We start from the raw sequence: 25,636 nt of genomic DNA on the forward strand, positions 1-25,636 counted from the left end.
TGCTATATACATATCACCCGTATTTACTAAATTTATGCCACAAAATGGAGAATGATTATTCGAGAAACAGAAGGGGTTAGGGCGTGTTTTCAAACTACTCGTTCAGCCTCCTAACTTTTTAGGGACTTCCAACTAAAAAAATATCCCATCCCTGCGGGACGCTACGCGTAGCAAGATCCCCAAAAGGTACGCATTTAGGGCAGGGGGTATCTCTAAAGGTTCGATGTATAAAAAAAACTTTTCAGACTCCTCTCACACGATTTGTTTAATGTCTGAGCGAAAAGTTTTGTAAAGATTGTGGCTAGTTTGTGTAAAAATCGCAATCTATACGTGAGATATATACAGATTCGCAAGTTGGTGCGTTTGAATTCGAGGTCTTTTATGACTAACGACTGGAGAAAACAACTAGATGTACAACTTAAAGAATTAGCTCTCAAAGCCCAGCAACACCCACACGCGACCAAAGAACAGCGAGTAGCTTTAACACGGCTGATGAATGCCATTTGGCAGTCGGGTAGGCTTGTTCATCCTTATAGGGGTCAATTTCAACTAATTTATGAAGATATTTATGATGAGGCAGTACAAAATCTATTTTTATATCTTTGTCAAGATGACAATATTAATAAGTATGATCCAGAACGCGGTGAAGTTATAACCTGGGTAAATATGCTATTAAGTAAACGCTTTTTTCCAGAAGCTATCCCCAAAGTTATCGGCAAAGGAAATGAAATAAATCTCGAAGACTCTCATCTGGAAAATATACCATCACTTCAATCTAAATCTATGTCTTTATCTGAACAAATAATAGAATGTATAGAATCTGACCCGGATCTGATTTTTTGCAAAGAACACATAAAAGGCCATCCAGAAGCAAATTTTCAAGCTATAGCTAAAAGAAGATGTTCTGGAATTCCTTGGAAAGATATTTCGGCAGAATGGGGCATTGGAATCACATCTCTACATAGTTTCTACCAACGATGTCTGAAAAAGTTTACTGATAAACTTCAAGAATATTTATGTATTTAATACTTCCTAAAATTTAAGCATTTGGTCAAAAAAGATGGACAAAATTGCAGATATTTTAACAACATTTACAGGGCCTATACCGCCAGATGGAAGACATCGAGCAGAAAAGTTACGTAGGCAACAAGCCACGCAAAAAAAAGCTGAACAAGTTTATCTCAATACTTTGTCTGTGTCTTTCGTAAATTCTTATCTACAATACATGGGATTTGAGACAGACTTAGACAAGAGTGATTGCAACCCTTTACAGCAGACACTTATGGATGTAGCTGATTTGTCGCTGAAAAATTTGGGAGCTTTAGAATGCCGCCCTGTGTTGGAAGATGCACAATTTGTTTACGTACCGCCTGAGGTACATTCAAATCGAATTGGCTATGTGGCTGTGCAGATAAAGAAATCATTTCGAGAAGCGACGCTGCTGGGATTTGTCAGGCAGGTGCAAACTGATTTTTTACTAATTAACCAATTGCAGCCTTTGGACAATCTACTAGAGTATTTAGAAGAACTTACTCAAGTGAAGCAAGCTGAATTAGCTTCTCAATCACTCACTTCTAATAAGACTTTAGTTAAATTAAAACAATGGTTAGAGAATATTTTTGAGGGTGGTTGGCAAGAAGTTGAAACTTTTTTTGATCATCAAACAGCTAATCTAGATTGGAGTTTAAGAGGAGCTAATAATTCTTTTATTAGCAGGGGTAAGCTGATTGATTTAGGAAAAACAGAAACCATTCAAGGCGTAATTCTAGTAGTTGCTTTCATTCAAGAGAAGGAGCAGGAAATAGACATTATCGTAGAAGTGCATCCTACATCCCAAGAAAGTTATCTGCCACCAAATCTCCAACTGATGGTGCTTGATTTTGAAGAAGCAGAGGAAAAATCTATTATGGAAGCGCAAACTAGAAGCACTAACAAGAATATTCAATTGCAGTTTAGTGGCAATGTGGGAGAACGTTTCAGTATTAAATTGGTATTAGGGGATATTAGCGTTATAGAAAGTTTTCTCATCTGAAGCGAAAAACAATAGGGGTGCTGCAAATGGGAAAGTTAGTTGTTCTGAAGCTAGATGGCGATTTGGAGTTAGGGGTGCGGGTGACACTGGAGATTGGAGAAGATGGCAAACGCCCCAGCATAGAAACCTTTGGTTATTTACCTCCCAATCTAGAAATAGCTAAAGCAATTGACGAGTGGCGGTCAACTTATTGTAGTTTAGGAAATGGCCGCATCAAAGCCAAAACAATTATTTACGATGGTTCTATTACCCAGCGGCGTGATGACTGTCAAAATAAAGCTTGTGAATTGCGATCGCACTTAAATCACTGGCTAAAGTCAGAGTCATTTTGTCGGATTCGGGAAAAATTGTCTATACACGTAAAGCCCAATGATGAGGTGCGAGTGCTGATTCGCACTTACTCTATACAGCTACAGAAACTTCCTTGGCATATATGGGATTTGGTTGAGGACGATTACCCCAAAGCCGAAATAGCTTTGAGTATTCCAGAGTCAGAACAAGTAACTGTATTGCAGACATCTACCTACAGACAGAAAATAAAAATATTAGCGATTTTGGGCAATACAGCAGGTATTGATGTGGACAAAGACTGCGAATTATTAAAAAAATTGCCCAATGCTGCCACAACCTTTTTGACACAGCCCCAACGTAATCAGATCAACGATCATCTGTGGAACCAACCTTGGAACATTTTATTTTTCGCTGGTCATAGTAGAAGCGAGGGTGAAACTGGTCGCATCTATATCAATGACAAAGATAGTTTAACAATTGCAGACTTGAAATATGCCCTGGCAAATGCCGTCACCAATGGGTTACAGTTGGCGATTTTCAACTCTTGTGATGGATTGGGATTAGCGCGAGAACTACAAGATTTACATATTCCCCAAATCATTGTCATGCGGGAACCTGTGCCTGATCTGGTGGCGCAAGCATTTTTAAGGCATTTTCTGGCAGCTTTTTCTTCAGGCGCATCTTTATATGTTGCAGTTCGCACTGCCAGAGAAAAACTGCAAGGATTAGAGGACAAATTTCCAGGGGCAAGTTGGTTACCGATAATTTGTGAAAATCCTGCTGCTGTGCCGATAACTTGGCCAAAGCCCCGAATTAAATCCAACAGCCTACTGATAAGGGGATTGCTAATGAGCGTGATGCTCACCATCAGCGTGCTAGGAGTCCGGCAAATGGGAAGATTGCAAACATGGGAGTTACAAGCTTATGATCAATTGATGCGATCGCGTCCCCAAGAAAAGCAAGATCCGCGCCTGTTGATAGTCACTGTTACCGAAGAAGATTTTCAGTTACCAGAACAAAAGGAAAGAAGAGGGTCGCTATCGGAGCTAGCACTAGCTAGGCTTTTGGAAAAACTTGCACAGTTCCAACCCAAAGCCATTGGCTTGGATATTTATCACGATCAGCCATCACAACGCAACCAAGCTTCTTTGGCGGCTAGGTTGAAAACAGATGACAGGCTTTTTACAATTTGCAAAGTTCAAGAACTTACAAAAGACCGTCCGGGAATTTCACCTCCTTTGGGGGTTCCGCTAGAACGCCAAGGATTTAGTGATATTATCCCAGACTCAGACCACGTTCTGCGTCGTCATTTATTGGCAATGCAACCAGCAGACGTAACCTCCCCTTGTACTGCACGCTACGCCCTTAGTGCCCAACTAGCATTCCACTACTTGCAGGCAAAAGGCATTTCTGCCAAATACACTGATTTTGGGGATTTGCAGTTAGGCAAGGTTGTTTTTAAGCGGTTGCAGCCTCAGATGGGTGGCTATCAACAAGCAGATACAGGCGGCTACCAAATATTGCTCAATTACCGCTCTTTCCAAAATTCTCCTGGAGAAATTGCTCCTAAAGTCACACTCACAGATGTTCTTAGGGATAAAGTCAACGCTGAACAAGTCAAAGACCGAATTGTTCTCATTGGTACTACTGCCCAAAGCTTTCGTGATTATATTCCTACCCCCTACATGACTGGGCAGGGTTTTTCCGAAGAAATACCAGGGGTGATTCTGCAAGCACAAATGGTCAGTCAGCTGGTGAGTGCCGTTATAGATGGGCGACCTTTGATATCAGTTTTGCCCGTTTGGGGCGAAGTTTTGTGGATTTGGAGTTGGTCAGTGGTTGGAGGTGCAATTGGCTATGCCGGATTACAGGCGATCGCACTAAGCGATCGGTCAAAACTATATTTAGTATTGGCGGGAGGAAGTATACTTGCGCTCTTATACGTTTTTTGCTTAATTTTCTTTTACCAAGGGATTTGGGTTCCGCTAGTTCCGTCAGCTTTGATTTTAGTGGCTAGTGGCGGCACAGTGGCAATTTACCTATTTTCACAACAAAGCAGTGACAACTGATTTTTACAACTTGAGGTATAAATAAAAATGAAATTATCTATGCAAAAGATTCAAGTTTTCCTCGCCGTTAGTTTAACATTTTTTAGCTGTATAAATGTGCAGGCACAGTCTGCAAATCCTAATGGAGAATTAAACCCATCATTAATTTTTGCTGCACCGCCTCCACCAAAAGACATCGGGGAACCAGGTAAGCGAGCGGAAGCAGGTAGCCGTGGTTGTGGTCAGGATATCAATAAGCCTCTGGCTTCTTCTCAAAAACGGCTTACAGCTTTAGTACCTGTTTATTCAAACTCAGAATTGGTGTTTGGAACAACGATCAGAGAGCATCCTAGTTTCGTATTCTATATTCCTTATGCATCGGACTTTGCATCTGGAGAGTTTGTCCTAGAAAATGAAGCAGGAGATCAGACTATTTATAAAACTTCTTTAACGGGGACACCTGGAGTAGTCAGCCTTCGCTTGCCATCAAAAGCAGCACCTTTAGAGATTGGCAAGCAATACCGATGGTATTTTAACATCTACTGTCAGAAGGATAACCAAATTATTGCTAATGTTGAAGGCTATGTAAAACGGGAGCAACTAAAACCTGCTTTGAAAACTCAATTGGAAAAAGCAACACCAAGCCAGCAAGTAAATCTTTATGCAGCTAATGGTATTTGGTATGAAGCGCTGAGTGCTGCTACTGAATTGCGTCGCACCAATTCGCAGGATACTTCTTGGACGGCGCTGTTGCAAGCTGTGGGTTTGAATGATTTTGCAACTGAACCAAAAGTAGAGTGCTGCAATCTTGAAAATTAGGGCATTGCATAAATCCAATTCGCAATTCGCAATGGGCTAACGCCCCGCTCCGCTAACGCAATTCGCAATTCCCAATAAATCCCGCAACTATGCAACGCCACAATTAGGAGTGAAGAGCGATCGCTTTTGGAGAAAAGTCAGCGATGCTCTACACTGACTCAATGGTTAAGTTGATTAACTTACAGCCACAACTGACTTTTTACGGTTAGAACGCTTGCGGTCTGATTTTTTCTTCAGTCCAACTGCTTGAGCTTGATCGCTATCTGATCCATATTGCCCGCGCACAACTTCTTTCATAGCTAATACAGCATTGTGAAATTCCCATTCTGCTAATCGCGCAGCATCAGCAGCAGCACGGTATAAAGTTAGTTTCTCGATTTCGGCTTGTTGAAAACTCAACATAGTTTGATAAGCTTGCTGTAGGTTTGCAGCAGAGGCATCAGCACGGGTTGTATTGTATGTGTTAATGGTTTGAAAACCGTGCAATGAAGTAATATCTTGACTAATTGATTGAGGAGGCAAACGGCGTGTTGTATCTTGGGTAGCCATATATGTATCCCGTAATAAAGTATACATTTAATATACCCATTACAACTCTAAAGCTAACAGGAGGCTTTTACAGCTATTTTCGGGTAAATGTACCACATCTTTTTTATCTCACGTAAAGCCGCTCCAGACGCACAGACGAATTAAGAGTGTGGTTAAAAACATGAAAACTGCTGTAAATTATGTCAGCCGATACAATCGAATTGTCAGCCAATACAATGGCATTGTTAATCAAAACAATCGAATTGTTAGTTGATGCAATGACACTGTTAGCCGATGCAATAACATTGTCAGTTAATGCGATCGCATTGTCAGTCGATACAATTCCATTGTTAGTCAAAACAATGGAATTGTCAGTCGATGCGATCGCGTTGCAAATCAATGAAAAAAAACAGATTGCAATCAGGTAGGTGGCTAAGAAGAAATGTCCAGTGTTATGGCTTTTAAAAAACTTTTTGGTTTACTGATGCATTACCTGGTATTTTCCCTTAATCTACATGTGCTAAGTAAGTTAGTAAGAATAAATCAAACTAGATTTAAGTAATGTCAAAAATATTAAGATTAATTTGTAGTGATCGGCTTCAGCTATCATTTGAGGGCTAAAGTCCTTTCTACGAAACGCTGCGCGTAGCTGGCTTTTGAGCAGGGGTACACTACAAACCTTGAATTATTCACGCCGCTCTACTTAAAAGCTCAGTACTAATCTAAATTTAGAGGATTTTGATTATGCCTAGATTTACGGTTCCACCCAATTTCACAGGCACTGCTGGTAACGACACAATCGTAGGGGAAGATTCAAATAAATCTCCAGCAATTGGGATTGATATTTTAACTGGAGGTTTCATTGTTACAGGCTCAGGAAAGGACACCTTTAAAGGCAACGGCACTGGCGGTAAAGGCGGTGATGGTGCTATCGGTAAGAACGTCAATGGCAGCAAAGGCGGTGCTGGAATCGGCATCAGCAATAATGGCAATCTGAATGCTGGGTCCTGCGACGACGCTATCATCGGCAAGGGTATTGGGGGTCGTGGAGCCAAGGGCGGGGATACGCCTCTTTCTGATCCGCTTACTTTTCCTATTAATGATTTTGGCGGCGATGGCGGTACAGGGACAGGCATCAGTAACATTGGCATCCTTAATACTGGATTTAATAATGACACTATCATTGGCAATGGCACTGGCGGCGATGGCGGCGATAGCGGCGGTGGCGGCGGCGGTGGCGGTGTAGGGAATGGCATCGCTAACAGTGGCAGGCTGAATACAGGGGGCGGAAATGATGCTATTACTGGCACTGGTATTGGCGGCGTGGGTGGCAACGGACTCGGTGGCGGCAATGGCGGTGCAGGGACTGGCATTGCTAACAGTGGCAAACTGAATGCAGGGGACGGAAATGACACAATCACTGGCACTGGTCAGGGCGGCACTGGTGGTGAGGGTCGCCTCGGTGGCAAAGGCGGATTTGGGATAGGTATCAGCAACACTGGGCAACTGGATACCGGAGACGGAAATGACAAGATCACTGGTACTGGTATCGGCGGCATTGCCGGCAACGGACTTGGAATCAACGATAACGGTGCAGGGACTGGCATCAGCAATAATGGCAGTCTCAATACTGGGAAGGGAAATGACACAATCACTGGGACTGGTGACAGCAGGGGCATCGTCGGTAATGCAACTGGTATCACTAACAGTAAGAAACTGGATACCGGAGACGGAGAAGACACGATCATAGGCACTGGCACAGGTACTGGCGGCCCCAACAGTAATGCAACTGGTATCCAGAATATGAAAGGTGCCACCATCACCACAGGGCAGGGCAACGACACAATTACTGGTTCTGGCAACGGTTCATCCCAAAACCCCATTGCCTATGGCATCTCCAACGACGGAGTAATTGATACTGGAAATGGTTGTGACATTCTTACCGGAAAGGCTACAGCAACAACGCCTCTTGATGTTCCCTCCCAGTTCATCGACTTCATCGCCTATGGCATCTTCAACGACAGAGTAATTGATACTGGAAATGGTTGTGACATTCTTACCGGACAGGCTACAGCAACAATTGATGGTAATGCCTATGGCATTTATGGAAAAGGAACGATTAAAACTGGCGATGGCAATGACAAAATTACAGCCACCAGTACCATCAATGAAGTTCAACAAAAAGTTACTATTGGTGGCGGCATCGGTATTGATCTAGGTACTGGAAATGACTACTTCAAAGGGTTTGGTACTGGGACTGTGGATGGTGGAAAAGGTTTTGATGCCTTAGACCTCAGTGCTTTCAATCGCTCTGAACTCACTTTTTCTGGTGTAATTTCGGGCAATGCCCTAAACCCAGCTAATATCAGCTTCAATAACAATGGAAATGTTATTGCACTGACCACAATAGGTTTTGAGAATTTTATCTTTGCAGATGGTTCTTTGTCCTACAGCACTTTGGTCTAAACTAAGGGCGTTGCTGTTTCATGTATGAAAATGATTTTGCATAATACCAAAATCCTTGTAGAGACGTAGCAGTGTTACGTCTCTACATCCGGATTCATACTTCAATTCAGCAATGCCCTTAGTTTTACGCAAAGCTTACTAATTTCTTTACATAAATTTATACAACATAATTCATTGTCGATGCGATCGCATTGTCACGCAATACAATCAAATTGTAAGGTGATGCGATCGCATTGTCAGTCGATACAATCGAATTGTTAGTTGATGCAATCGCATTGTCAGTTGATACAAAGGCATTGTCAGTCAAAACAATCGAATTGTCAGCAGAAGCAATCGCATTGTCAGTCGAGCAAAAAAAACTAGATTGCAATCTGACGAATCTTAAATTACAAATTACGAATTACGAACTACTTTACAAGATGCAGGCTTCAACCAAGGAGTATGAGGCGTATTGGTGGGAAGATTTGCTGTCAGCACGACTTCCCCTTTTTGGTTTAGCATCAAACCAGTAGCTTCTATGATCGGTTCTGCTGCGGGGGTAGTTGTTTTGCTGGTAGAGTATGAGCGATCGCGGTTATCAGCGTTTGGATTGAGACTCACCAAATCTACCTGCACTGCATCAGCGTTAAGAGCTTCACCTGGATTAGGTGGCAAGCCACCGCGTCCAGTGATTGTAAAACTGCTCTTAGCTAAACTTCCACCAGCTTGACAAGTCTGTGCTACTTGGGTATCAACTGGTACTGTTGGCAAGTTAACTAAGCCACTGTTAGGATCAATATCCGGCGTGTTAAGTTCTACAGTGCCGTTTACCCCAAACTCAGAACTAGCGGTGATATCACTAAAGAGAGTTGGGTTAGAGCGGGGTTGAATGCCATAGATACCAATGGCTCGAATATCTACTCTCCCACCACTGCCTGTGTAAGCATTAGCAGTGATGTCGCTATTTTCGCTTGGGACAGCAACAATAAAGCCCGACGGGGCATCAATATTAATGTTGCCACCATTACCACCACTTTCTGCTGTGCCTGCGGTGGTGGAAATTTGAGCGCCACGACGCATAAGCAGTAAATCAGTTTGTAAGTTGATGCCGCCACCATCACCCGATGCAGATTGGGCGTTGAGTGTGCCACCGTTGTCTAAGGTAACTCTAGGTGAGGTGACGATAATATCTCCAGCAGTACCCGTCGGACTTTGGGAGTTAACGAACAAGCCACTGTTATTAGAACTCTTGCCAGAAATGGTGAATTTAGCAGCAGCATTAACTTTAATGGTGCCTGCATTCCCTTGTCCAAATGTTGAGGCAGTAAGCGCAGCACCATCGCGTAACGAAAAAGAACCAGAATCGATGGTAATATTACCCCCATTCCCAACTGTCCCAGTATCTACAAAGCTGCCAATCGCACTAACAAAATCATTTTTCCCCCCAGCAATGTCAACAGTGCCAGTAATATTAATATTGACATTCCCTGCATCCCCCCGTCCTGCTGACTGGCTAGGTGATGCTTTACGAGTAATGGTTTGCAGTTGAGCGCCATCAATTAGTGACAGGGTTGCAGCATTGATATCGATATTGCCACCTTGACCTACACCCCCTGCTTCCACCGTGCTGAGGATGTAAGCATCTGCAAGGGAAACAGCATTTTTGGCACGCACTGTGACATTTCCGGCGTTTCCTTGTCCATAAGTTGAGGCTTGAAGTACAGCGCCATCTTGTAACGAAAAAGAACCAGAATCGATGGTAATGTTACCCCCATTACCAACTGTTCCAGTATCTACAAAGCTGCCAATCGCACTAACAAAATCATTTTCCCCACCAGCAATGTCAACAGCGCCAGTAACATGAATATTGACATCCCCTGCATCCCCGCGTCCTCCTGGCTGGGTAGCAAATGCTCCACGGGTACTGGTTTGCACTTGAGCGCCATCAATTAGTGACAAGGTTGCAGCATTGATATCGATATTGCCACCTTGACCTACACTCCCTTCTGCCACTGTGCTGAAGATATCACCGTTTGCTAAGAAAACAGCACCTTTTGCACTCACTGTCACATTCCCCGCACTCCCTTGTCCAAATGTTGAGGCAGAAAGTCTAGCGCCATCTCGTAAGGAGAAAGAACCAGAATCGATGGTAATATTACCCCCATTGCCAACTGTTCCCGTTTGCACTGCGCTGCTAATCCCAGTGAATAAACCATTTTCCCCACCAACAATGTCAACAACACCAGTAGCATTAACATTGACATTCCCTGCATTTCCCGATGCACCACTAGTACTGGTTTGCACTCGAGCGCCATCAATTAGTGACAAGGTTGCAGCATTGATATCGATATTGCCACCCTTACCTACACCCCCAGATTCCACCGCGCTGAGGATGAAAGCATTATCTGCAAGAGAAACAGCATTTTTGGCACGCACTGTGACATTTCCGGCATTTCCTTGTCCATAAGTTGAGGCTTGAAGTACAGCGCCATCTTGTAACGAGAAAAAACCAGAGTCAATAGTAATATTACCCCCATTGCCTTTTGACCTCAAGCGCATAAGATTGCCAATACCGCCCCCACCAGCAACTTTGATTTCCCCGGTAGCATTCAGCGTAATGTCTCCTGCAACAGTTTCAGGCATTCCCAAACCTTGCCCAATACCAGCAGATAGGACACTTTCTCCTAAAATCTCTAGATTCCTGGCATTAACTGCAATATTACCGCCACCAGCACCAGTTACAAATACACCTGCTTGATTGGTAAGGGATACCGAAGTTCGCATAACATTCTCAGGAAATCTCAAGCTGAGATTATCGCCATCTACACCCAGCGCTACAGTACCAGGTTGCGCCAATCCTCCTAACTCAATTCGTCCACCATTAGCATTTAATCGTCCCCCATCCATGCTGAAATTACCACCCACCAACAGTAAACTTTTACCATCTGGTACTCGTAAACCAAATGCATCAAAGCCTGCTGGATCTGTTCCTGCAAATGCAACTGAACTATTTTGAATCGCTACGTTTTGATTAATCTGATTAAACAGCAATGCTGAAGGATTAATAGTCAACAATGATGAAGGGATATTTTGATCAGTAGCGCTAAAAAATCCGATATTTCCAAATTGCAGTGCATTAGCTGTACTCGCAACAAAAGAACCACCAACATTTAATTGAGCATTCTGACCAAATACAATTCCATTGGGATTAATTAGAAACAAATTAGCTGTGCCCCTAGCGCCAATTAACCCATCAATCTGAGAAAGTGACCCACCCGTTACCCGACTGATAATATTTTGAATATCCGTAGCATTATTAAAGAAAGCAGCGCTGTTAATAGGGACAGAAAATTCCCGAAAGCTGTGGAACAAATTGCCACCAGCTTGGGTTCCTCCTTCAATGATGCTGTTGTTCCCTTCTAATTTTATTACGCTGGAGTTATTAGGCAAAGTGCCATCGGGGATAATTTCGGCAAAAGCGCAATTTGTACTCCAAATGCTTGAACCACATATTGCAATTCCGATAAACCAGCCCCAACCAATACTTATCTTGGACATTGCACCCCTTTAAGCAAACAGCAGTTGCTAAACTTTTGGTTATGTCACACTACTAATGTAGGTTTACGGTGGTTGCAGTCACCCCTAGATAATTCTCAGTTGCGATCGCATTAGTTTTACGCAAAACTTGCTTATTTCTTTACATAAATTTATACGATCGAATTGTCAGGCGATGCAATGGCATTGTCAGTCAAAACAATGACATTGTCAGCCGCAACAATCGAATTACCAGCCAATACAATGGCATTGTTAGTCGAAACAATCGAATTGTCAGCCGATACAATGCAATTGTTAGTCTAAACAATCGAATTGTTAGTTGATGCGATCGCATCTGCGTAAATAAATAGACAAAAGTTAACTCCAACTCTCACCACCTGAAGTGGTGATAGCTCAAAGCCAATTACCCAAAAGAACATAGGGGGCCCAAAACCTGGGACGTTTGTATTTGGGATTTTGCAAAAGAGCTAGCTGGGCGTGACGGAGTACTTCGGCTTTAGTCAGGTTTTTGTTGCCTAACTCTTGGTAAAATTGATTCATCAACACAGCAGTAGACTCATCATCCAAGTTCCACAAAGAAGCGATCGTACTGCGTGCTCCTGCCTGAAAAGCGACACCAGCAATTCCTAGTGCAGCTTGTTCGTCCCCGGCAGCCGTTTGACAGGCACTAAGAATGAGCAATTCAATCGCTTCGGGTTTATTTTGCTCTAGTGTTCGCACTAACTCATTTAACTTTTTCACATAAATACGCTCATCCCAAGCAACAATAAATGTCTCCTCAGCCTTGGAGCTAAACTGACCATGAGTTGCAAGATGAACGATAGGGAAAGGTAGAGAATTAATCCGGTTTTGCAAAGCTTCGCTGGTAAACTCTTGATTCAGAAGGATGCTGCTAGGGACTTGAGAGCGGATTTGTTCTAATTCAAGTTTGACGTTGGGTAGTGCAGAAAATCCCGAACTTGCTTCACTTAATCCTGCGGCTATTGCCTTGAATTCTTTCTGTGATGTTTTGGGTTCAATCAGTTGCAGACTGGGGGTGAGTGCAATATTATACTTCTCAACTAGATACTGTTTGCCATCGTAGAGAGCTGCCATCGGAATATTTCGCAACCAACCATCCAGCACAAACACCAAAGTAGGAGTGTTACTTTCAGCTAAGGCAGCTTCAGCAGGTTGAATCAGCCATTTGTAAACCTTCTGGGATAAAGATTGAACTTGTCGCAGGGTGTGTGGCTTGGGTAAATTTTCCTGTAGTTGCGCTAAAGTAGTTTCCACTTCTTTTTCAACTACAGGGGTACTGTAGTGCAACCAACGCTGTTGAGGCAACTGGAGAATGACTTCTAATCGGTCTGGCAAAATAAATGGATAAATAATTGCTGCTTTTGGATCTTTTTTTGGATTAAGGATTTGAGCATTCAAACAGTTGTTGCGAAAGAAGTTTTCTAGTTCTGCTATTTGGAGTAATTCGATTGTGTTGCTGGCTTTGGCGAGATTTTCTGAGCTAACTTGATTACCCTGAGATTGCAAAAGTAAATCAACCAACTCCCGATAAACTGGTTCAACTTCCTCTCGAAAGGAAAATTTCACCGCAGAATTCACAGCAACTAAATCACTACGGAGAGCTTGGAGGTTATTAACTGCTTCTGTGTAAGCTGCTACTGCTCCTTTTGTATCTCCCTTAGCTTTAAGCAAACGTCCCAGTTGCCATTGCCATTGATAGCCAATGTCTTTAGCATCGATAGCTTGAGCGATGAACAAGGCTTGTTGGGTGAGGTTTTGGGCATCAGACAACTGTTGAGTTTGTTCGTACACTTGACCTAAAACACCAATAGCATAAGATTGTGTGCGTTTATCTTGCAAATTTTTTGCTTGCTCAATAGCAGTTGCTAGTAATTGGGCAATGTCCAACGATGAGGGAGTGTCTGCGGCGGTTTTTTTTCGGAATTGCATTAGACTTTGGGCAAAGTTAATGCGAGCAGAAATTGCTGTCCGACTAACGGGTAAGTCTTTAAGCTGAGTTTTAATTTCAGAGGACAATGTTTGGAAAGCTGACAATTGCTCAGTTTTCAGCAGTAGTCTGAGTTGATTGGCTTGAGCTTGGATGCGTGTAATGGGTGAGGTTGCAGTTTTGATAGTTTGCTGATAAAATTTTATCGCTGTTTGCGTATCTTGCTGGACACGAGCTGTATTACCCAGACTGAGGAAAATATCAGCGATCGCTTCCTGATCTTGCAACGATGAAGCTATTTCTAAACTTTGCTGCAATATCTGCCGAGATGTTTCTAAATCACCTGTAACTTGCACCACATTGCCGAGACTATGCAGGGCTGCGACTTTAACAGGTGAGTTGGGTTGACTTTGGAGAATCTGGGTACTTTCTCTTAACGTCTTCTCGGCTTGCCGATAAAATCCTAAAGTTTGCAAAGCTTGCGCTTGGTTAATCCGATTTTGAATAACCGCCCTTTCATCGCCTATTTTGGTATAAATATCAGATGAGACTCGCCAAGTATCTAAGGCATCTTCAGCTTTGCTTTGAGCCAATTGCAGGCGACCTTTGATATCTAGGACTTGGGCTAGAATTTGCGATCGCTCTTTGGTGTCTATATTTTTAGCAGCTTGTAATAAGTTGAGACTTTGAGCGATCGCAGTTTCTGCCTCTGACCACTGTCCCAATTGTTGATAAGCTAATGAGAGATTACCCAGTGCGATCGCTTGCCTCAATTCATCTTCATTAGCTTTGAATGCAGAGATACCCTGTTGCCAAGAAGTAGCAGCTTCAGCAAACCGTTCAGCTTCATAAAATTTACTGCCCTGTTCCAGCAAATGGGCATAAGACAACTTTTGAAGACTAGAGTTTTCCGCATTTACATGTGCGAAAGTCGGGGGCAACAACCCCGTGCCTAAGAACATAGCCAAAAGCAGCAGTACACTTAAAAAGCGTTTGATTTTCCGTAATCTAGATTTTTTTCTTGCCATGTTTTTGCCCTCACTTGCACCGCGTTTTTACTAAAAATAGACAGTGTAAGTTGCTCAACCTCCCTGGCGTTGATTAACCACACGACAATCGGCTGTCCTCAGCCAAGAAGAATGAGGCGTGACAGTCGGTGCAGAGTTAGTGAGAATTACATCGCCATTAGCAGCAATTACCCAACCAGCAGCTTCTACAATGCGATCTGGTGTTGAGTTTATGGGATTTGTGGAAACTGCTGGAGTATTACCTACTTCTGGGTTGAGAGACACTAAATCTACCTGCACTGCGTCAGCCCTGAGGGCTTCACCCGGATTAGGCGGTAAGCCACCGCGTCCAGTGATAGTAAAACTGCTCTTAGCTACAGTACTACCTGCGGTACAAGTCTGTGCTACTTGGGTATCAACTGGTACGGCTGGTAAATTAACTAAGCCACTGTTAGGGTCGATATCAGGTGTATTGATTTCTACAGAACCACTAAGTTCAGGATTTGCCCCAGTGGCGGTAATGTCACTTGTACGATCAGATGCTACATTTCGGAACTGTGTACCAAAGATACCTTGGGCTTTGATTCGCACATTGCCGCCACGGAAGTTACTAGAATTGGCACTAATGTCACTATTTTCAAAAGCAATGAGGAAATCGGTGTCAATGTTGATGTTGCCGCCGATGGCATTTTTTCCAGTGGCGTTAGTGGTGATATCGCTTCCGCGACCCAACACTAGGTTTTGAGAGCGTAATGAGATATTGCCCTGATTGCCCACTATAGTGGTAGCTCCGATGCGGCTTTGGTTGTCCAGCCGAACCGTATTGCGGGCGTTAATAATCAAATCGCCCGCGCCTCCCTGTCCGAAGCTGCTAACGATCAAGGCAGCGCCATTCGTTACAGAAAGCGACCCCGTTGTGATATTGACACTACCTCCATTACCCCCGGCATCCTTTTCTACCCGGCTGGAAGCACCACTGGGTATTCCGTTTGTACCGACTCCATCAAAAGAGGCCAGATCGCGGACGTTAATGTTTACATTACCTGCATTTTTCTGACCGTAGGTGCTAGAACTTAGGCTAGCGCCATTAGTGACCGAGAGCGAACCCGCCGTGATATTGACATTACCTCCCTGCCCTTGAGTATTAGACAATCGCGGTTGGCCGTAAGCACCACTGGATATTCCGTTTGTACCGACTCCATCAAAAGAGACTTTATCGCGGGCGTTAATAGTTACGTTGCCTGCGTCCCCTTTTCCAAGGGTACCAGCACTTAAGTAAGCACCACCTGTTACCTCAAGCGACCCTGCCGAAATGTAAATATTACCCGCTTGCCCCACACCTGTTTCATTTACCTGGCTGTAGGCACCACTACCTAGATAGGGGTAGACTTCACTTCTACCGACTCCATTAAAAGAGACTTTATCACGGGCGTTAATGGTTACGTTGCCTGCGTCTCCTATCCCAAGAGTTCTAGCACTTAGTAAAGCACCACCTGTTACCTCTAGTGACCCTGTCGAGATGTAAATATCACCCCCCTGACCCCTGGCACCTGGGTCTACTTGAGTTTGAGCAACACTAGGCCAAAAACCGTCACTAGGAGGACCCGCCCCAATAAAGGAAACTGTATCACGGGCATCAATAGTTATGTTGCCCGCATTTCCTTGTCCTTCAGTATTAGCACTTAGGAAAGCACCATCACTCACTAAGAGCGACCCTGTTTTAATATAAATATCACCCGCTTGCCCTACGCCTTTGTCTCTTAGCCAGGTAAAGGCTCCACTCGAACTATTATTAAGACTCTCCCCAATAAAGGAAACTGTATCACGGGCATCAATAGTTATGTTGCCCGCATTTCCTTGTCCTTCAGTATTAGCACTCGTAATCAACCGAGCACCATTGGTAACAAAAAGCGATCCCGTCGTAATATTGACGTTACCTCCCTGGCCTTTGGCACCCGTGTACACTTGAGTGTAAGCACCACTAGGCCAGAAATCGTCACTAGGAGGACCCGCCCCAACAAAGGAGACTGTATCGCCAGCATCAATAGTTACGTTCCCTGCGTCCCCTATTCCAAGCGTAGTAGTACTTAAGAAAGCGCCATCACTCACTGAGAGCGCCCCTGTTTTAATATAAATATCACCTCCTTGCCCCACGCCTGTTTTTTCTACCCGGCTGTAGGTACGGCTGGAAATATTATTGGGACTCTCCCCAACAAAGGAGACTGTATCACTGGCGTTAACGTTCACATTGCCTGCATTTCCTTGTCCCCAAGTACTCGTATTCAATTCACCTCCATTAGTAACAGACAGTGAAACCGCCGTGACGTTAATGTTACCTGCGTTGCCAATGGCGTTTAATTCTACCTGATTGTATGCACCACTACCTTCTCCATTAAAGGAGACATTACCAGTGCTATTAATCTCAATATCGCCTGCCTTAGTGTCACCTAAAGCTAACTCCGACGCTATCCCGGCTTCCAGTTTACTTCCTTGCGTCAGATTCAAGTTCTGAGCATTGATAGCAATACTACCGCCACCAGAGGCGCGGACATTCACTTCAGCACGATTGTCGAGGTACACATTAGCTCGCGCCACAGTATCGGGAAAACTCAAACGCAGACCATTTCCATCAACAAAAAGCCCTACCGCTCCTGGTCCTGCCACACCTGCTATCTCCACTCGACCACCTTGAGCATTCAAACTACCGCCATCCAAACCCACATTGCCGCCCACAAGAGCCAAAGTTCTACCTGGCAGTACCTGTAGACCCACAAGTTCACTACTACTATTGGTCGCCTGGGATTGATTTTGGATGTCCCCCGCATTCCCTTCGTATTGCAAACCTATTGGAACACTAACAGTCAGCAAGGGTGCGGTTTGACGAGCAGTCGCACTGAACTGAGTCCCATCAGCAAAATTCAGGCTACTCGCCGTACTCCCCAGAAACGAACCTCCAATACGCAAACTGGCATTTTTCCCAAAAATAACCCCTGATGGATTAATTAGAAACAGGTTAGCTGTACCATTAGCGCGAATTAACCCATCAATCGTAGAGACTGATCCACCCGTTACCCGACTGATAATATTTTGAATATCCGCAGCATTATTAAATATTGCAGCGCCGCCAGTGGGAACAGAAAACTCCCCAAAACTGTGGAACAAGTTGCTTCCAGCTTGAGTTCCCCCTTCAATGGTACTGATGTTGTCTTGTGTTGTAACCCTCGAATTATTGGGTAGAGTGCTATCGGGGGTAATTTGGGCAAAAGCGGAATTAACAGAAAAAGCGAATGTCTGCAATACAGCTTCGCCGATCGCACTACCCATCACCAACAAACTTCCCAATGCGAATTTCCAGCACCAATGCTGCCTACTTCGCTTTATTCTAGACATTGCAACCCTTAAATAACTAGCAAGTAAACTACACCCTCTTATAAGGATAGATAGAAAACCCACGGTAGGATTGCGAGAAATAGTTACGAATAGTTACGCTGCGATGCCTGCGGCGGGCTACGCCAACGCGCTAAATATCTACAATCAACCTTGCCTTTCTTAGAAAGAATTGCATCACAGTCTCTTCTCTAGAAATAATATCGACTGTACCCTCCATTCCCAATTGGATAGCACATTGGTGTTTTTCTCTACCTAGAGAAAGGCTTTCTGGCTCAATTGTTACCCCATAGAACGAACCAACGGCTGCCATCTTTTGGCTGTCAAATGTTGCGGCGCTGGCATTAGCAGCATTCCCAACAGGTGCGTTGGCGTAGCCCGCCGCAGGCATCGCATCTGGGGAAATCGTCTTAACCTTGCCTTTTAGAGTCCCGTAGTCTGGATAAGGACAGGCAGAAACTCGCATCTGTACTGTTTGACCTTGTTTCAACTTATTTTTATCCTGAAGTGCTACTGCTGCCTTAACCTCCAAGGGAGCATCACTGGGGACAATTTGGGCAATCTGCTCTCCAGCAGGCACAGTTTGACCAGAGTTTCGCAGGTTTAATTTAGAAACGATTCCGTCTGCTGTGGCAGTGATGATAGCCTGGCTGAGGTCGATATTTATTTGCTGGAGTTCGCGGGTGTCGCGCTCTAATTGTTTTTGGATTTCAATTCGTTGCTGGATTAGGGCAAGGCGTTCTTTATCTAAAGTTGCAATGCTGGCTTTCCCGGTAGCTTTTTCTTGGGCAATGCGATTATAAGCGATCGCTACTTGTGCATTACTGGGATTGAGGGCAGTTTGGACATTTTGCAATTTGGCTTTAGCTGCTAAGAGAGCTTGTTCTTGCTGGCGAACAGCTAGTTGTGCTTCCTCAAATTGATCTTGAGACAAAGCTCCGGCTTTGGCTACAGTCTCATAGCGATTTCGCTTTGACTGGGCTGCTTTAAGAATAGCATCCGCAGCTTTGACATTGGCATCCGCTTCTTCGACATCAGTAGCGGTAGTAATAAGTTTATCTTGATAGTTCCTGCTGCGATCGCTTAATTCAGCTTCAGTAGCAGCAATAACCCGGTTGACGCGCTCAGTTTCAGCTAAAACCTGGCTATTAATCGCATTAATCTGGGCATTAATTTGAAAGAGTTGTAAACGACTTTGCCCAATATTACTTTCGAGTTGGCTCTTTTTGGTTTGTAGCTTTGAGTTGTCAATAGTAGCAATGACATCCCCTTTTTTGACAACTTGATTCTCTGCAACAAAAACCCGCGTCACCTGACCTTCCGTAGCAGCTTGAACGAGCCGCAATTCACCAGCAGGGCGGACAACAGCTTGTCCTTTAACGGTTACTTTATATTTGGTAACAGAGGCGAGTGGAACGCCTAACCCCACAGCACAGACAAGAACTAGTCCGCCCCAAGTAGTCCAACGACCAAGTGGCGGGAGAAACTCGTTGTCTTGAATTGGGGGCAAGTAGTCTGAGTTGGAATGGCTAATCATGCTATTTTAGTTAATGATTGTGCTGAATTTACCGTTAGAGTTAGAGGATTTAGGCATTAAACCATTTGTAAATGGGTCAACGCTGTCTAAAAAGTCTAAGTGTTCACCAGCTTGATGGCGCAGAGCCTCTGGAGTGCCTTGGATTTTCAAACGCCCTTCTTCCAGCAATACAATCCAATCAGCCCGCCCAATAACTTTGGGGCGATGGCTAATCATAATTGTGGTTTTGCTTAGCCGATGAGACAGCAGCCTATCTAGCAGTTGAGCTTCACTCACTGGGTCGAGAGCGCCCGTGGATTCATCTAAAATTAATATTGGCGGGTCAGTAACTATAGCTCTAGCGATCGCTAATCTCTGTCGTTGTCCACCAGAAAGATTCGCGCCAAATTCGCCTAAAACAGTTTGATACTTATCGGGAAGTTTACTAATAAACTCATCTGCACCAGCAATCTCGCAAGCTTGCACAATTTGTTCAAAGGTGATTTGAGGATAGCTGAAGCGGAAGTTTTCAATAATTGAGCGACTCCAGAAGTGAGGTTCTTGAGGTACTAGCACCACCTGTTGACGCAGACATTCCATCGAGAGGTCTTGCTGATTATAGATGCCATACCGAATATTGCCAGATTGAAGGACATATAACCCAGCAAGCAGTTTGGCGAGGGTGCTTTTACCACAACCGGATTTACCAATTAGGCCAATGACTTGACCGCCAGGGATAATCAGCGAAAAATCTTGCAGCAAGTCAACTCTACCTGCGTGGTGGAAATTAAGGTTGGTGCAATTAATATCTATATTGCCCTTAAGTTCTGCCCAAGGCTTTTTTTCGTCTTTGTCGTCTTCTGGGGTAGCATCAATCACCTCCGTCAGGCGTTGGATGACAATCTGGGCTGTGATAAACTCATCAATTAAGCCGATAACTGAACCCAAAAAGCCGAGAAAGTTACCACTCATACCAGTAAATGCTAGCAACTGACCGATGCTCAAAGTGCGATTAATTACCAAATATGAGCCTAACCACAGTAAGGCAATACTAGTAAAAGTAGAAATAATATTAGTAATTGTGCCACTGTAAAGCCCCAGCTTCATCGTACTCCAGCCCAAGTTAGCAAGCCGACCATAATTTGCCTGATACTCTTGCCAAGCTTGGGGAGTGCCTTGGGTAGTTTTTAGCACCTGGACACCGCGAAAAGTTTCAACGAGAAAGCCTTGGTTTTCTGTACCCAACACAATCGCTTGACGGGTTTTCTGGCGCAAAGCCGGGAGAAAAAGCAGGTTGACGAGGGTGACAATCATAAAGGCAGCAAGGGTTGCCAAAGTCAGCCCCCAACTGTAAAAGAGCATGAAGCCCAAGGAAACCAAAGCAATAAAAAATTGGCTAGGTAAACCGAGGACAATTTGAGAAACTAGCTCATTGATGTGATTCACATCGGCAATCCGGCTGACTACTTCTCCACTGCGTCGTCCTTCAAAGTATGAGAGGGGCAAACGCAACAGTTGTCGTCCGTATTCTAGAATCAGTCCTAATTGCAACCTTTGACCAAAGTGACCAATTAGGTGAGATTGTACCAAACCGATCGCACTGCTAAATAGACTCATAGCGATCGCTCCAATTGCCACAACGGCTAGCAGTTGGGTATCTCCCCGTACGAGTACGTCATCGGTGAGCAATTGCATCATTAAGGGAGAGACAAGCGAAAGTAGTCCGATGACGATGTTAATTGCGATCGCTTGGATGAGAATAGCGCGGTAGGGTAAAACCCGCATCAGATAACGCCCAAAGCCGCCAATTTTATCATCTGATTGCTGATAAAAGCGGCTGTCGTCTGGCGTTAGCAGCAGCATGATGCCATTACCCCATCCTTCAAGTAACTCCTCGCGGGTGAGATAGCGGATGCCTACACCAGGGTCAGCAATTACATATTTTTTCCCCTTTTGCCCGTATAAAACGACCCAGTGGTAGCCTTTCCAGTGAATGATGGCGGGTAGAGGGGCTTTATGCAATTGGTCAAGCAGTTGCACTGAGGCTTTAACTTGACGCGTATTAAATCCTAGAGTTTCTGCACCCCGCCTCAAACCCAGCAGGCTGGTTCCGCGCGATCCTGTGCCAACTACTTCCCGCATTCGACTAATGGCAAAGGTGCGTCCGTAGTGTTTGGCAATAGTAGCAAGGCAGGCAGCACCACAGTCTTCTTCACTGTGTTGAAGTACAGTTTGGTATTTCATAACTTAGAACTTACACATAAGAGAAAGTGAGTCGGGGCTTTCACCCCGACCAGAGCTAGTTTTCAAAATGTTAGAGGTGTTGACTCAACTCAAAAATGAATAAGTAGGTCAACCTAATTAGTTTGGAAAACTAAGAAAAATCTGGGTAGACCAATTAAAGTTTCAGTCCCACCGTGCTGCACGGTTTCGGTTCTCTACGGGATTATTTTACACGCTGAACCGATGAGATCGAATCGTTAGGCAAGCCTATGTCAAAGTAAAGATTCGGATACCTTCCTACTCCTACCCGCCTAGACGTTCCTGTGTAATTTGCGCCTGTCCATAACAGCCATGTACCACGCTTAACTATAGCTGAGGTAGTTAGGTCATTTGCGGTATCACCTACATTCCGGCTGCTTTTGTTTGTAGCCAGTATCCGCCCCCTAAATTTGTCGCCATTATAAAGTTCTAAATCCGCACCACCTTCGATGACGGCTCCTTCTTCAGGAGTTAATTCTGTAAATAGTTGTTGATCAAAAGTACAAATTGCTTTGTCGGTGTTTAACATTGTTTTTCTCCTATTAAAGTATGAATTTTTCTGCAAGAATTGATTAAGCAATAGCTAAAACCAGTTTCTTTGATTTCAGATTGATGTTGAAATGGAATTAGACAACTTTTGACTAATTCCACTTAAAGCTTCTGAAATAAAATCTATATATTCAAGAGTTTAAAAGTGATTTTATTTGCATAATTAAAGGACTTATGTTTTTGATTTAAGAGGAAGACGATCAAGATAAAAGTAGCGATCGCCCTGACTGGATCTGGCTTTCAGTGTATTAAAGATTGTGTTGCAAAAATTTTCAAAAACCTAGATGTAATAAAGTTACAAAATGTCGTATTACTACAAATGGTGTTGAAAATTTTTTTTGCAATACAACCGGATCGCCTGATCCAACTCAAAAATGAGTATTAGAAATGACAGCTTTAACTAAATTCCTCAAGCAGAAGTCGGACGAGACTAATGGCGAAAAGCTAAAACCATCCTGCTAAAACGTGATCGGACCTGATACTGGGGTGGCTAAATTAAACCCGTCAATTAAAAAATTGAGCCTGAAGGGGACTCCATCGCGCACATTTGCCGCAACAGTGATCAGTTTTCCGGCAGAGTTTGGAGGAATCGTCCTTACGGAAGTACTTATATCACGTAGGTCATCGGCACGCACGGCTTTAACTTTTATGGCGGAATCGATATTCTCATTCAATCGAATTGAAATGTCTTTGAATTGCCTACTGGTGACATATGTCTGTGCAAATGTGCTTGATCCGAAGGCAGGAATTATGTCTGAGAAGGTTGATCTGGCTCCTCCTGTTAGAGAAGCAGAATTGTCATCTGAAATTTCTTCCAACACAGAGTCTAATTCAGTTAAGAGTTGTTCCTGCTGATTGACTTTCATCTTTTTCTCCTTTTCCTTTATTTCAGATTGATGTTGAATTAGTGGTGTCTTGTCTAACTCAATTTCAAGTTTCTGAGATTAAATCTATAGAATCAAGGGTTTTAAACTTATTTTTTACGCATAACTCAATGACTTATGTTTTTTTATTAAAATGTTTTATATCCAAAAAAAGCTACTTATGTCTTCCAAACTAAAGTGTTATGACGTGCTTTGACTATTCCGAATCATGGAATTTAAAACAGAGGCTATATCTGTGTCCTTTCTGCTTTTTCACTACGCCAAGGCTTAAGAAGCTGTACTTAATAATTATAAACTTTTGTAAATAATTGCAGAATTCATAGACTTTTGATTCCGATAAGTAAGCAGAGGTTCGCAACGAAGCTAAACGAACTTCCAAAGAATGCAAGTTGTACCAAGGGAATCGTTATGGAAAATCCAGGTCTTTGATTAACACCTTTTCAGCGCAGATATCTAATGAAAAGCTTAGAAACCGACTTACGCCCAGAATACCGGCGTCGCATTGAAATTATGCTCGGCTTCTCTGCTTAAGTGGTTTAAAAGTAAATTTTTTAACCGCTTAAGCAGAGAGAGCGCTGAGAAAACATAAGATGCGAATTCTATATTGTTAGGTATTTTTTTTTAAATTGGTTGTTACCAATATTTCGGGAATTACCATTCTGAAAAAGGATGTTTTACTAAATTGTTGTTGAAATATCTGGAGTCATCAGAAACTTCTTGTCCAATCCAGCTTGGTAGTTCAATCTGTTGATTTTCATCACTGAGTTCAACTTCTGCTAATATTAATCCTTTATTAACACCATCAAACTCATCTATCTCCCAAATCAAACCACCCGACTCTATTTTGTATCTGATTTTTTCTATAAAGGGACGTTCACATAACGTCTCAAGTATTTCTTGAGCATCTTTAAGAGGAATAGGATACTCAAACTCTAATCTCGAATATTTGATATTGGGGCCTTTAATGGTCAAATAACTTTTTTCTCTTACTATACGTATACGTACAGCCGCTTTATCTTGTGTAGCAATGTATCCTTGGCGATATACACTACCTTCGGCTAATCCTCTCCAGCTATCTCCTTTTACTAAATATTTCCGCTCTATTTCTTTCGCCATTTTACTTACCTATTCAAAAACCAACTCTATGCGATCGCTCCGGAGTCGAGCAACCCCATACTCAATCACATTACCAGTTTTATCAATATTCATCGACTCTGATTAATTTCTAGTTTTATGGCAACAGCTATGTCTGCGGATACTTGTACAGAGTATCAACCCCGTATTTTCAATGCCTGATTGTAACGCATCCGCTTACCAATTGCATAAAAGTAGGGATTTGAAATTGCGATCGCTGATATAGCAGTTCTCACATGGGTAAGGGACAGAAAAAATAATGAACCACAGATAAACACAGATACTCGTAAGAACACGGCAATGCCCTGCCCTAATTCAAATGAGCGCTATATTACCATTAGGCTTTAGTATTAAATGAGTTTTAGCTGAAGTTGACATACACAAGCATTGCTGTGCCACTACAAGGTGGCGTTAAGTGAAAATAGCTGTTTGTTCTTTCGCTAAAGCTAATGCTTGATGAGCATTTTTAAACTTTGTTTCATCTGTAAATTTATGACCGAAACACTTTAAATAAGCTTCTAGATATCGAATACGTAAGTATGGATCAGCCGGACTCTGAAGAAAGGGGAGGTCAGCTTCGACCATAAACCGAATAGCCAACAAGGGGATAGGGCTACGAAGTGGACGAAAGTCTGGGTTGTGCAGACCAGGAGTTTCATTACGTTTATGAAATTCTCCTATCATCAGCCCTGACTCAACAAATAAAGGTTTAAGTTTTTGTTGGACACTATCTACTAATTTAGAAGCATCTTCTACATGGATGTCAGGAAAGATAAGTAAAAAAGCTCTATTTATTGCTAATTCCTGCTCTTCAACATCCATCTCAAGAAAGATATCTCGGTAGCGTCCAACAACTTCTTCTAATTGCTCTGGATACAAATCTTTTGTGCGAATAACTGCTAGACGAATACTGTTTGACCTGAGAGAGTGAGGTACAAAAGGGCAAACTACGCCGGGCCTTCCTAAGTTAGGATGAGGTCTTCCTAAAAAGTTCTTTACCCAATCCATAATTTCAATCAAGTAAGGAAGGTCTTCATTTTGCTGGAGTTTTTCGATTTCAAGAGTTGTATAAAGTTCCATGAGCTTGAGTGAAATAGAGTAATTGTCTAGTTCTGAATCCAAAATTACTTTTACTATATGATCTGTCTAAAACTATATATTTTATTATTTAGGAAAGAAAACAAGTTTTGGATTTCATTATTTTGGGTTAATCTGTAGCTTTAGTAGAGAA

The 25,636-nt window shown here is 43.2% G+C and carries 18 protein-coding genes; 7 read left to right on the forward strand and 11 right to left on the reverse strand.

Annotation, left to right across the window (positions count from 1 at the left end):
* Nucleotides 1-381 precede the first annotated feature (381 nt).
* From H6G26_RS18825 to H6G26_RS18840, 4 genes are read left to right on the forward strand one after another with little or no spacing between them, the layout of a single operon-like run.
* A complete protein-coding gene (locus H6G26_RS18825; protein ID WP_190730706.1) occupies nucleotides 382-1,026 on the forward strand; it encodes a sigma-70 family RNA polymerase sigma factor in 645 nt (214 codons plus the stop codon).
* A 34-nt stretch (nucleotides 1,027-1,060) separates the two neighbouring features.
* Complete coding sequence (locus H6G26_RS18830; RefSeq protein WP_190730707.1) at nucleotides 1,061-2,032, forward strand: DUF1822 family protein; 972 nt, start codon at nucleotides 1,061-1,063, stop codon at nucleotides 2,030-2,032.
* 26 nt (nucleotides 2,033-2,058) lie between these two features.
* The gene (locus H6G26_RS18835; RefSeq protein WP_190730708.1) at nucleotides 2,059-4,392 is read left to right on the forward strand and encodes a CHASE2 domain-containing protein; all 2,334 of its coding nucleotides are present in this window, start codon (nucleotides 2,059-2,061) and stop codon (nucleotides 4,390-4,392) included.
* Between the two features lie 39 nt (nucleotides 4,393-4,431).
* Nucleotides 4,432-5,190 carry a DUF928 domain-containing protein gene (locus H6G26_RS18840; protein WP_206757544.1) on the forward strand — a complete coding sequence of 253 codons (759 nt, stop codon included), beginning with the start codon at nucleotides 4,432-4,434 and terminating at the stop codon, nucleotides 5,188-5,190.
* A gap of 174 nt (nucleotides 5,191-5,364) precedes the next feature.
* Here H6G26_RS18840 and H6G26_RS18845 read toward each other — a convergent pair whose 3' ends face one another.
* Nucleotides 5,365-5,739 (reverse strand): hypothetical protein, encoded by a 375-nt coding sequence (locus H6G26_RS18845; protein WP_190730710.1) that lies wholly within the window; start codon nucleotides 5,737-5,739, stop codon nucleotides 5,365-5,367.
* A gap of 179 nt (nucleotides 5,740-5,918) precedes the next feature.
* Here H6G26_RS18845 and H6G26_RS18850 point away from each other — a divergent pair, with 179 nt between their 5' ends.
* Together H6G26_RS18850 and H6G26_RS18855 are read left to right on the forward strand one after the other, a co-directional pair.
* Complete coding sequence (locus tag H6G26_RS18850; protein WP_190730711.1) at nucleotides 5,919-6,146, forward strand: hypothetical protein; 228 nt, start codon at nucleotides 5,919-5,921, stop codon at nucleotides 6,144-6,146.
* Nucleotides 6,147-6,462: 316 nt separating this feature from the next.
* Nucleotides 6,463-8,184: a hypothetical protein gene (locus H6G26_RS18855; RefSeq protein WP_190730712.1), complete on the forward strand. Its 1,722-nt coding sequence runs from the start codon at nucleotides 6,463-6,465 to the stop codon at nucleotides 8,182-8,184.
* 157 nt (nucleotides 8,185-8,341) lie between these two features.
* On the opposite strand, the gene H6G26_RS18860 is transcribed toward H6G26_RS18855, so the two are convergent.
* Both H6G26_RS18860 and H6G26_RS18865 read right to left on the reverse strand, forming a co-directional pair.
* Nucleotides 8,342-8,554, reverse strand: coding sequence for a hypothetical protein (locus H6G26_RS18860; RefSeq protein WP_190730713.1), 213 nt, complete (start codon nucleotides 8,552-8,554; stop codon nucleotides 8,342-8,344).
* A gap of 23 nt (nucleotides 8,555-8,577) precedes the next feature.
* Nucleotides 8,578-11,721, reverse strand: coding sequence for an S-layer family protein (locus H6G26_RS18865; protein ID WP_190730714.1), 3,144 nt, complete (start codon nucleotides 11,719-11,721; stop codon nucleotides 8,578-8,580).
* Between the two features lie 177 nt (nucleotides 11,722-11,898).
* Between H6G26_RS18865 and H6G26_RS43835 the strand changes: the two genes are divergently transcribed.
* Nucleotides 11,899-12,021, forward strand: coding sequence for a hypothetical protein (locus H6G26_RS43835; RefSeq protein ID WP_277883897.1), 123 nt, complete (start codon nucleotides 11,899-11,901; stop codon nucleotides 12,019-12,021).
* 90 nt (nucleotides 12,022-12,111) lie between these two features.
* On the opposite strand, the gene H6G26_RS18870 is transcribed toward H6G26_RS43835, so the two are convergent.
* From H6G26_RS18870 to H6G26_RS18905, 8 genes are all read right to left on the reverse strand, one after another.
* Nucleotides 12,112-14,694 carry a CHAT domain-containing protein gene (locus H6G26_RS18870; RefSeq protein ID WP_190730715.1) on the reverse strand — a complete coding sequence of 861 codons (2,583 nt, stop codon included), beginning with the start codon at nucleotides 14,692-14,694 and terminating at the stop codon, nucleotides 12,112-12,114.
* Nucleotides 14,695-14,748: 54 nt separating this feature from the next.
* On the reverse strand, nucleotides 14,749-18,063 hold the full coding sequence (locus tag H6G26_RS18875; RefSeq protein WP_190730716.1) for an S-layer family protein: 3,315 nt from the start codon (nucleotides 18,061-18,063) through the stop codon (nucleotides 14,749-14,751).
* Nucleotides 18,064-18,193: 130 nt separating this feature from the next.
* Nucleotides 18,194-19,597, reverse strand: coding sequence for an HlyD family efflux transporter periplasmic adaptor subunit (locus tag H6G26_RS18880; RefSeq protein ID WP_190730717.1), 1,404 nt, complete (start codon nucleotides 19,595-19,597; stop codon nucleotides 18,194-18,196).
* Between the two features lie 6 nt (nucleotides 19,598-19,603).
* Nucleotides 19,604-21,820 carry a peptidase domain-containing ABC transporter gene (locus H6G26_RS18885; protein WP_190730718.1) on the reverse strand — a complete coding sequence of 739 codons (2,217 nt, stop codon included), beginning with the start codon at nucleotides 21,818-21,820 and terminating at the stop codon, nucleotides 19,604-19,606.
* A 202-nt stretch (nucleotides 21,821-22,022) separates the two neighbouring features.
* Entirely contained in the window at nucleotides 22,023-22,367 is a 345-nt protein-coding gene (locus H6G26_RS18890; protein WP_190730719.1) for a beta/gamma crystallin-related protein, read from the reverse strand.
* 478 nt (nucleotides 22,368-22,845) lie between these two features.
* A complete protein-coding gene (locus H6G26_RS18895) occupies nucleotides 22,846-23,253 on the reverse strand; it encodes a hypothetical protein (protein ID WP_190730720.1) in 408 nt (135 codons plus the stop codon).
* Nucleotides 23,254-23,922: 669 nt separating this feature from the next.
* Nucleotides 23,923-24,387 (reverse strand): CYTH domain-containing protein, encoded by a 465-nt coding sequence (locus H6G26_RS18900; RefSeq protein ID WP_190730721.1) that lies wholly within the window; start codon nucleotides 24,385-24,387, stop codon nucleotides 23,923-23,925.
* Between the two features lie 429 nt (nucleotides 24,388-24,816).
* Nucleotides 24,817-25,527 carry a DUF6875 domain-containing protein gene (locus H6G26_RS18905; protein ID WP_347242477.1) on the reverse strand — a complete coding sequence of 237 codons (711 nt, stop codon included), beginning with the start codon at nucleotides 25,525-25,527 and terminating at the stop codon, nucleotides 24,817-24,819.
* Nucleotides 25,528-25,636 lie beyond the last annotated feature (109 nt).

The sequence above is a fragment of the Nostoc sp. FACHB-888 genome, from assembly GCF_014696655.1.
GTDB lineage: Bacteria > Cyanobacteriota > Cyanobacteriia > Cyanobacteriales > Nostocaceae > Nostoc.

Bases quoted from the DNA above. Each gene is read 5' to 3' on its own strand.
- H6G26_RS18825 (WP_190730706.1), top strand. From the start codon at position 382: ATGACTAACGACTGGAGAAAACAACTAGATGTACAACTTAAAGAATTA.
- H6G26_RS18830 (WP_190730707.1), top strand. From the start codon at position 1,061: ATGGACAAAATTGCAGATATTTTAACAACATTTACAGGGCCTATACCG.
- H6G26_RS18835 (WP_190730708.1), top strand. From the start codon at position 2,059: ATGGGAAAGTTAGTTGTTCTGAAGCTAGATGGCGATTTGGAGTTAGGG.
- H6G26_RS18840 (WP_206757544.1), top strand. From the start codon at position 4,432: ATGCAAAAGATTCAAGTTTTCCTCGCCGTTAGTTTAACATTTTTTAGC.
- H6G26_RS18845 (WP_190730710.1), bottom strand. From the start codon at position 5,739: ATGGCTACCCAAGATACAACACGCCGTTTGCCTCCTCAATCAATTAGT.
- H6G26_RS18850 (WP_190730711.1), top strand. From the start codon at position 5,919: ATGTCAGCCGATACAATCGAATTGTCAGCCAATACAATGGCATTGTTA.
- H6G26_RS18855 (WP_190730712.1), top strand. From the start codon at position 6,463: ATGCCTAGATTTACGGTTCCACCCAATTTCACAGGCACTGCTGGTAAC.
- H6G26_RS18865 (WP_190730714.1), bottom strand. From the start codon at position 11,721: ATGTCCAAGATAAGTATTGGTTGGGGCTGGTTTATCGGAATTGCAATA.
- H6G26_RS43835 (WP_277883897.1), top strand. From the start codon at position 11,899: ATGGCATTGTCAGTCAAAACAATGACATTGTCAGCCGCAACAATCGAA.
- H6G26_RS18870 (WP_190730715.1), bottom strand. From the start codon at position 14,694: ATGGCAAGAAAAAAATCTAGATTACGGAAAATCAAACGCTTTTTAAGT.
- H6G26_RS18875 (WP_190730716.1), bottom strand. From the start codon at position 18,063: ATGTCTAGAATAAAGCGAAGTAGGCAGCATTGGTGCTGGAAATTCGCA.
- H6G26_RS18880 (WP_190730717.1), bottom strand. From the start codon at position 19,597: ATGATTAGCCATTCCAACTCAGACTACTTGCCCCCAATTCAAGACAAC.
- H6G26_RS18885 (WP_190730718.1), bottom strand. From the start codon at position 21,820: ATGAAATACCAAACTGTACTTCAACACAGTGAAGAAGACTGTGGTGCT.
- H6G26_RS18890 (WP_190730719.1), bottom strand. From the start codon at position 22,367: ATGTTAAACACCGACAAAGCAATTTGTACTTTTGATCAACAACTATTT.
- H6G26_RS18895 (WP_190730720.1), bottom strand. From the start codon at position 23,253: ATGAAAGTCAATCAGCAGGAACAACTCTTAACTGAATTAGACTCTGTG.
- H6G26_RS18900 (WP_190730721.1), bottom strand. From the start codon at position 24,387: ATGGCGAAAGAAATAGAGCGGAAATATTTAGTAAAAGGAGATAGCTGG.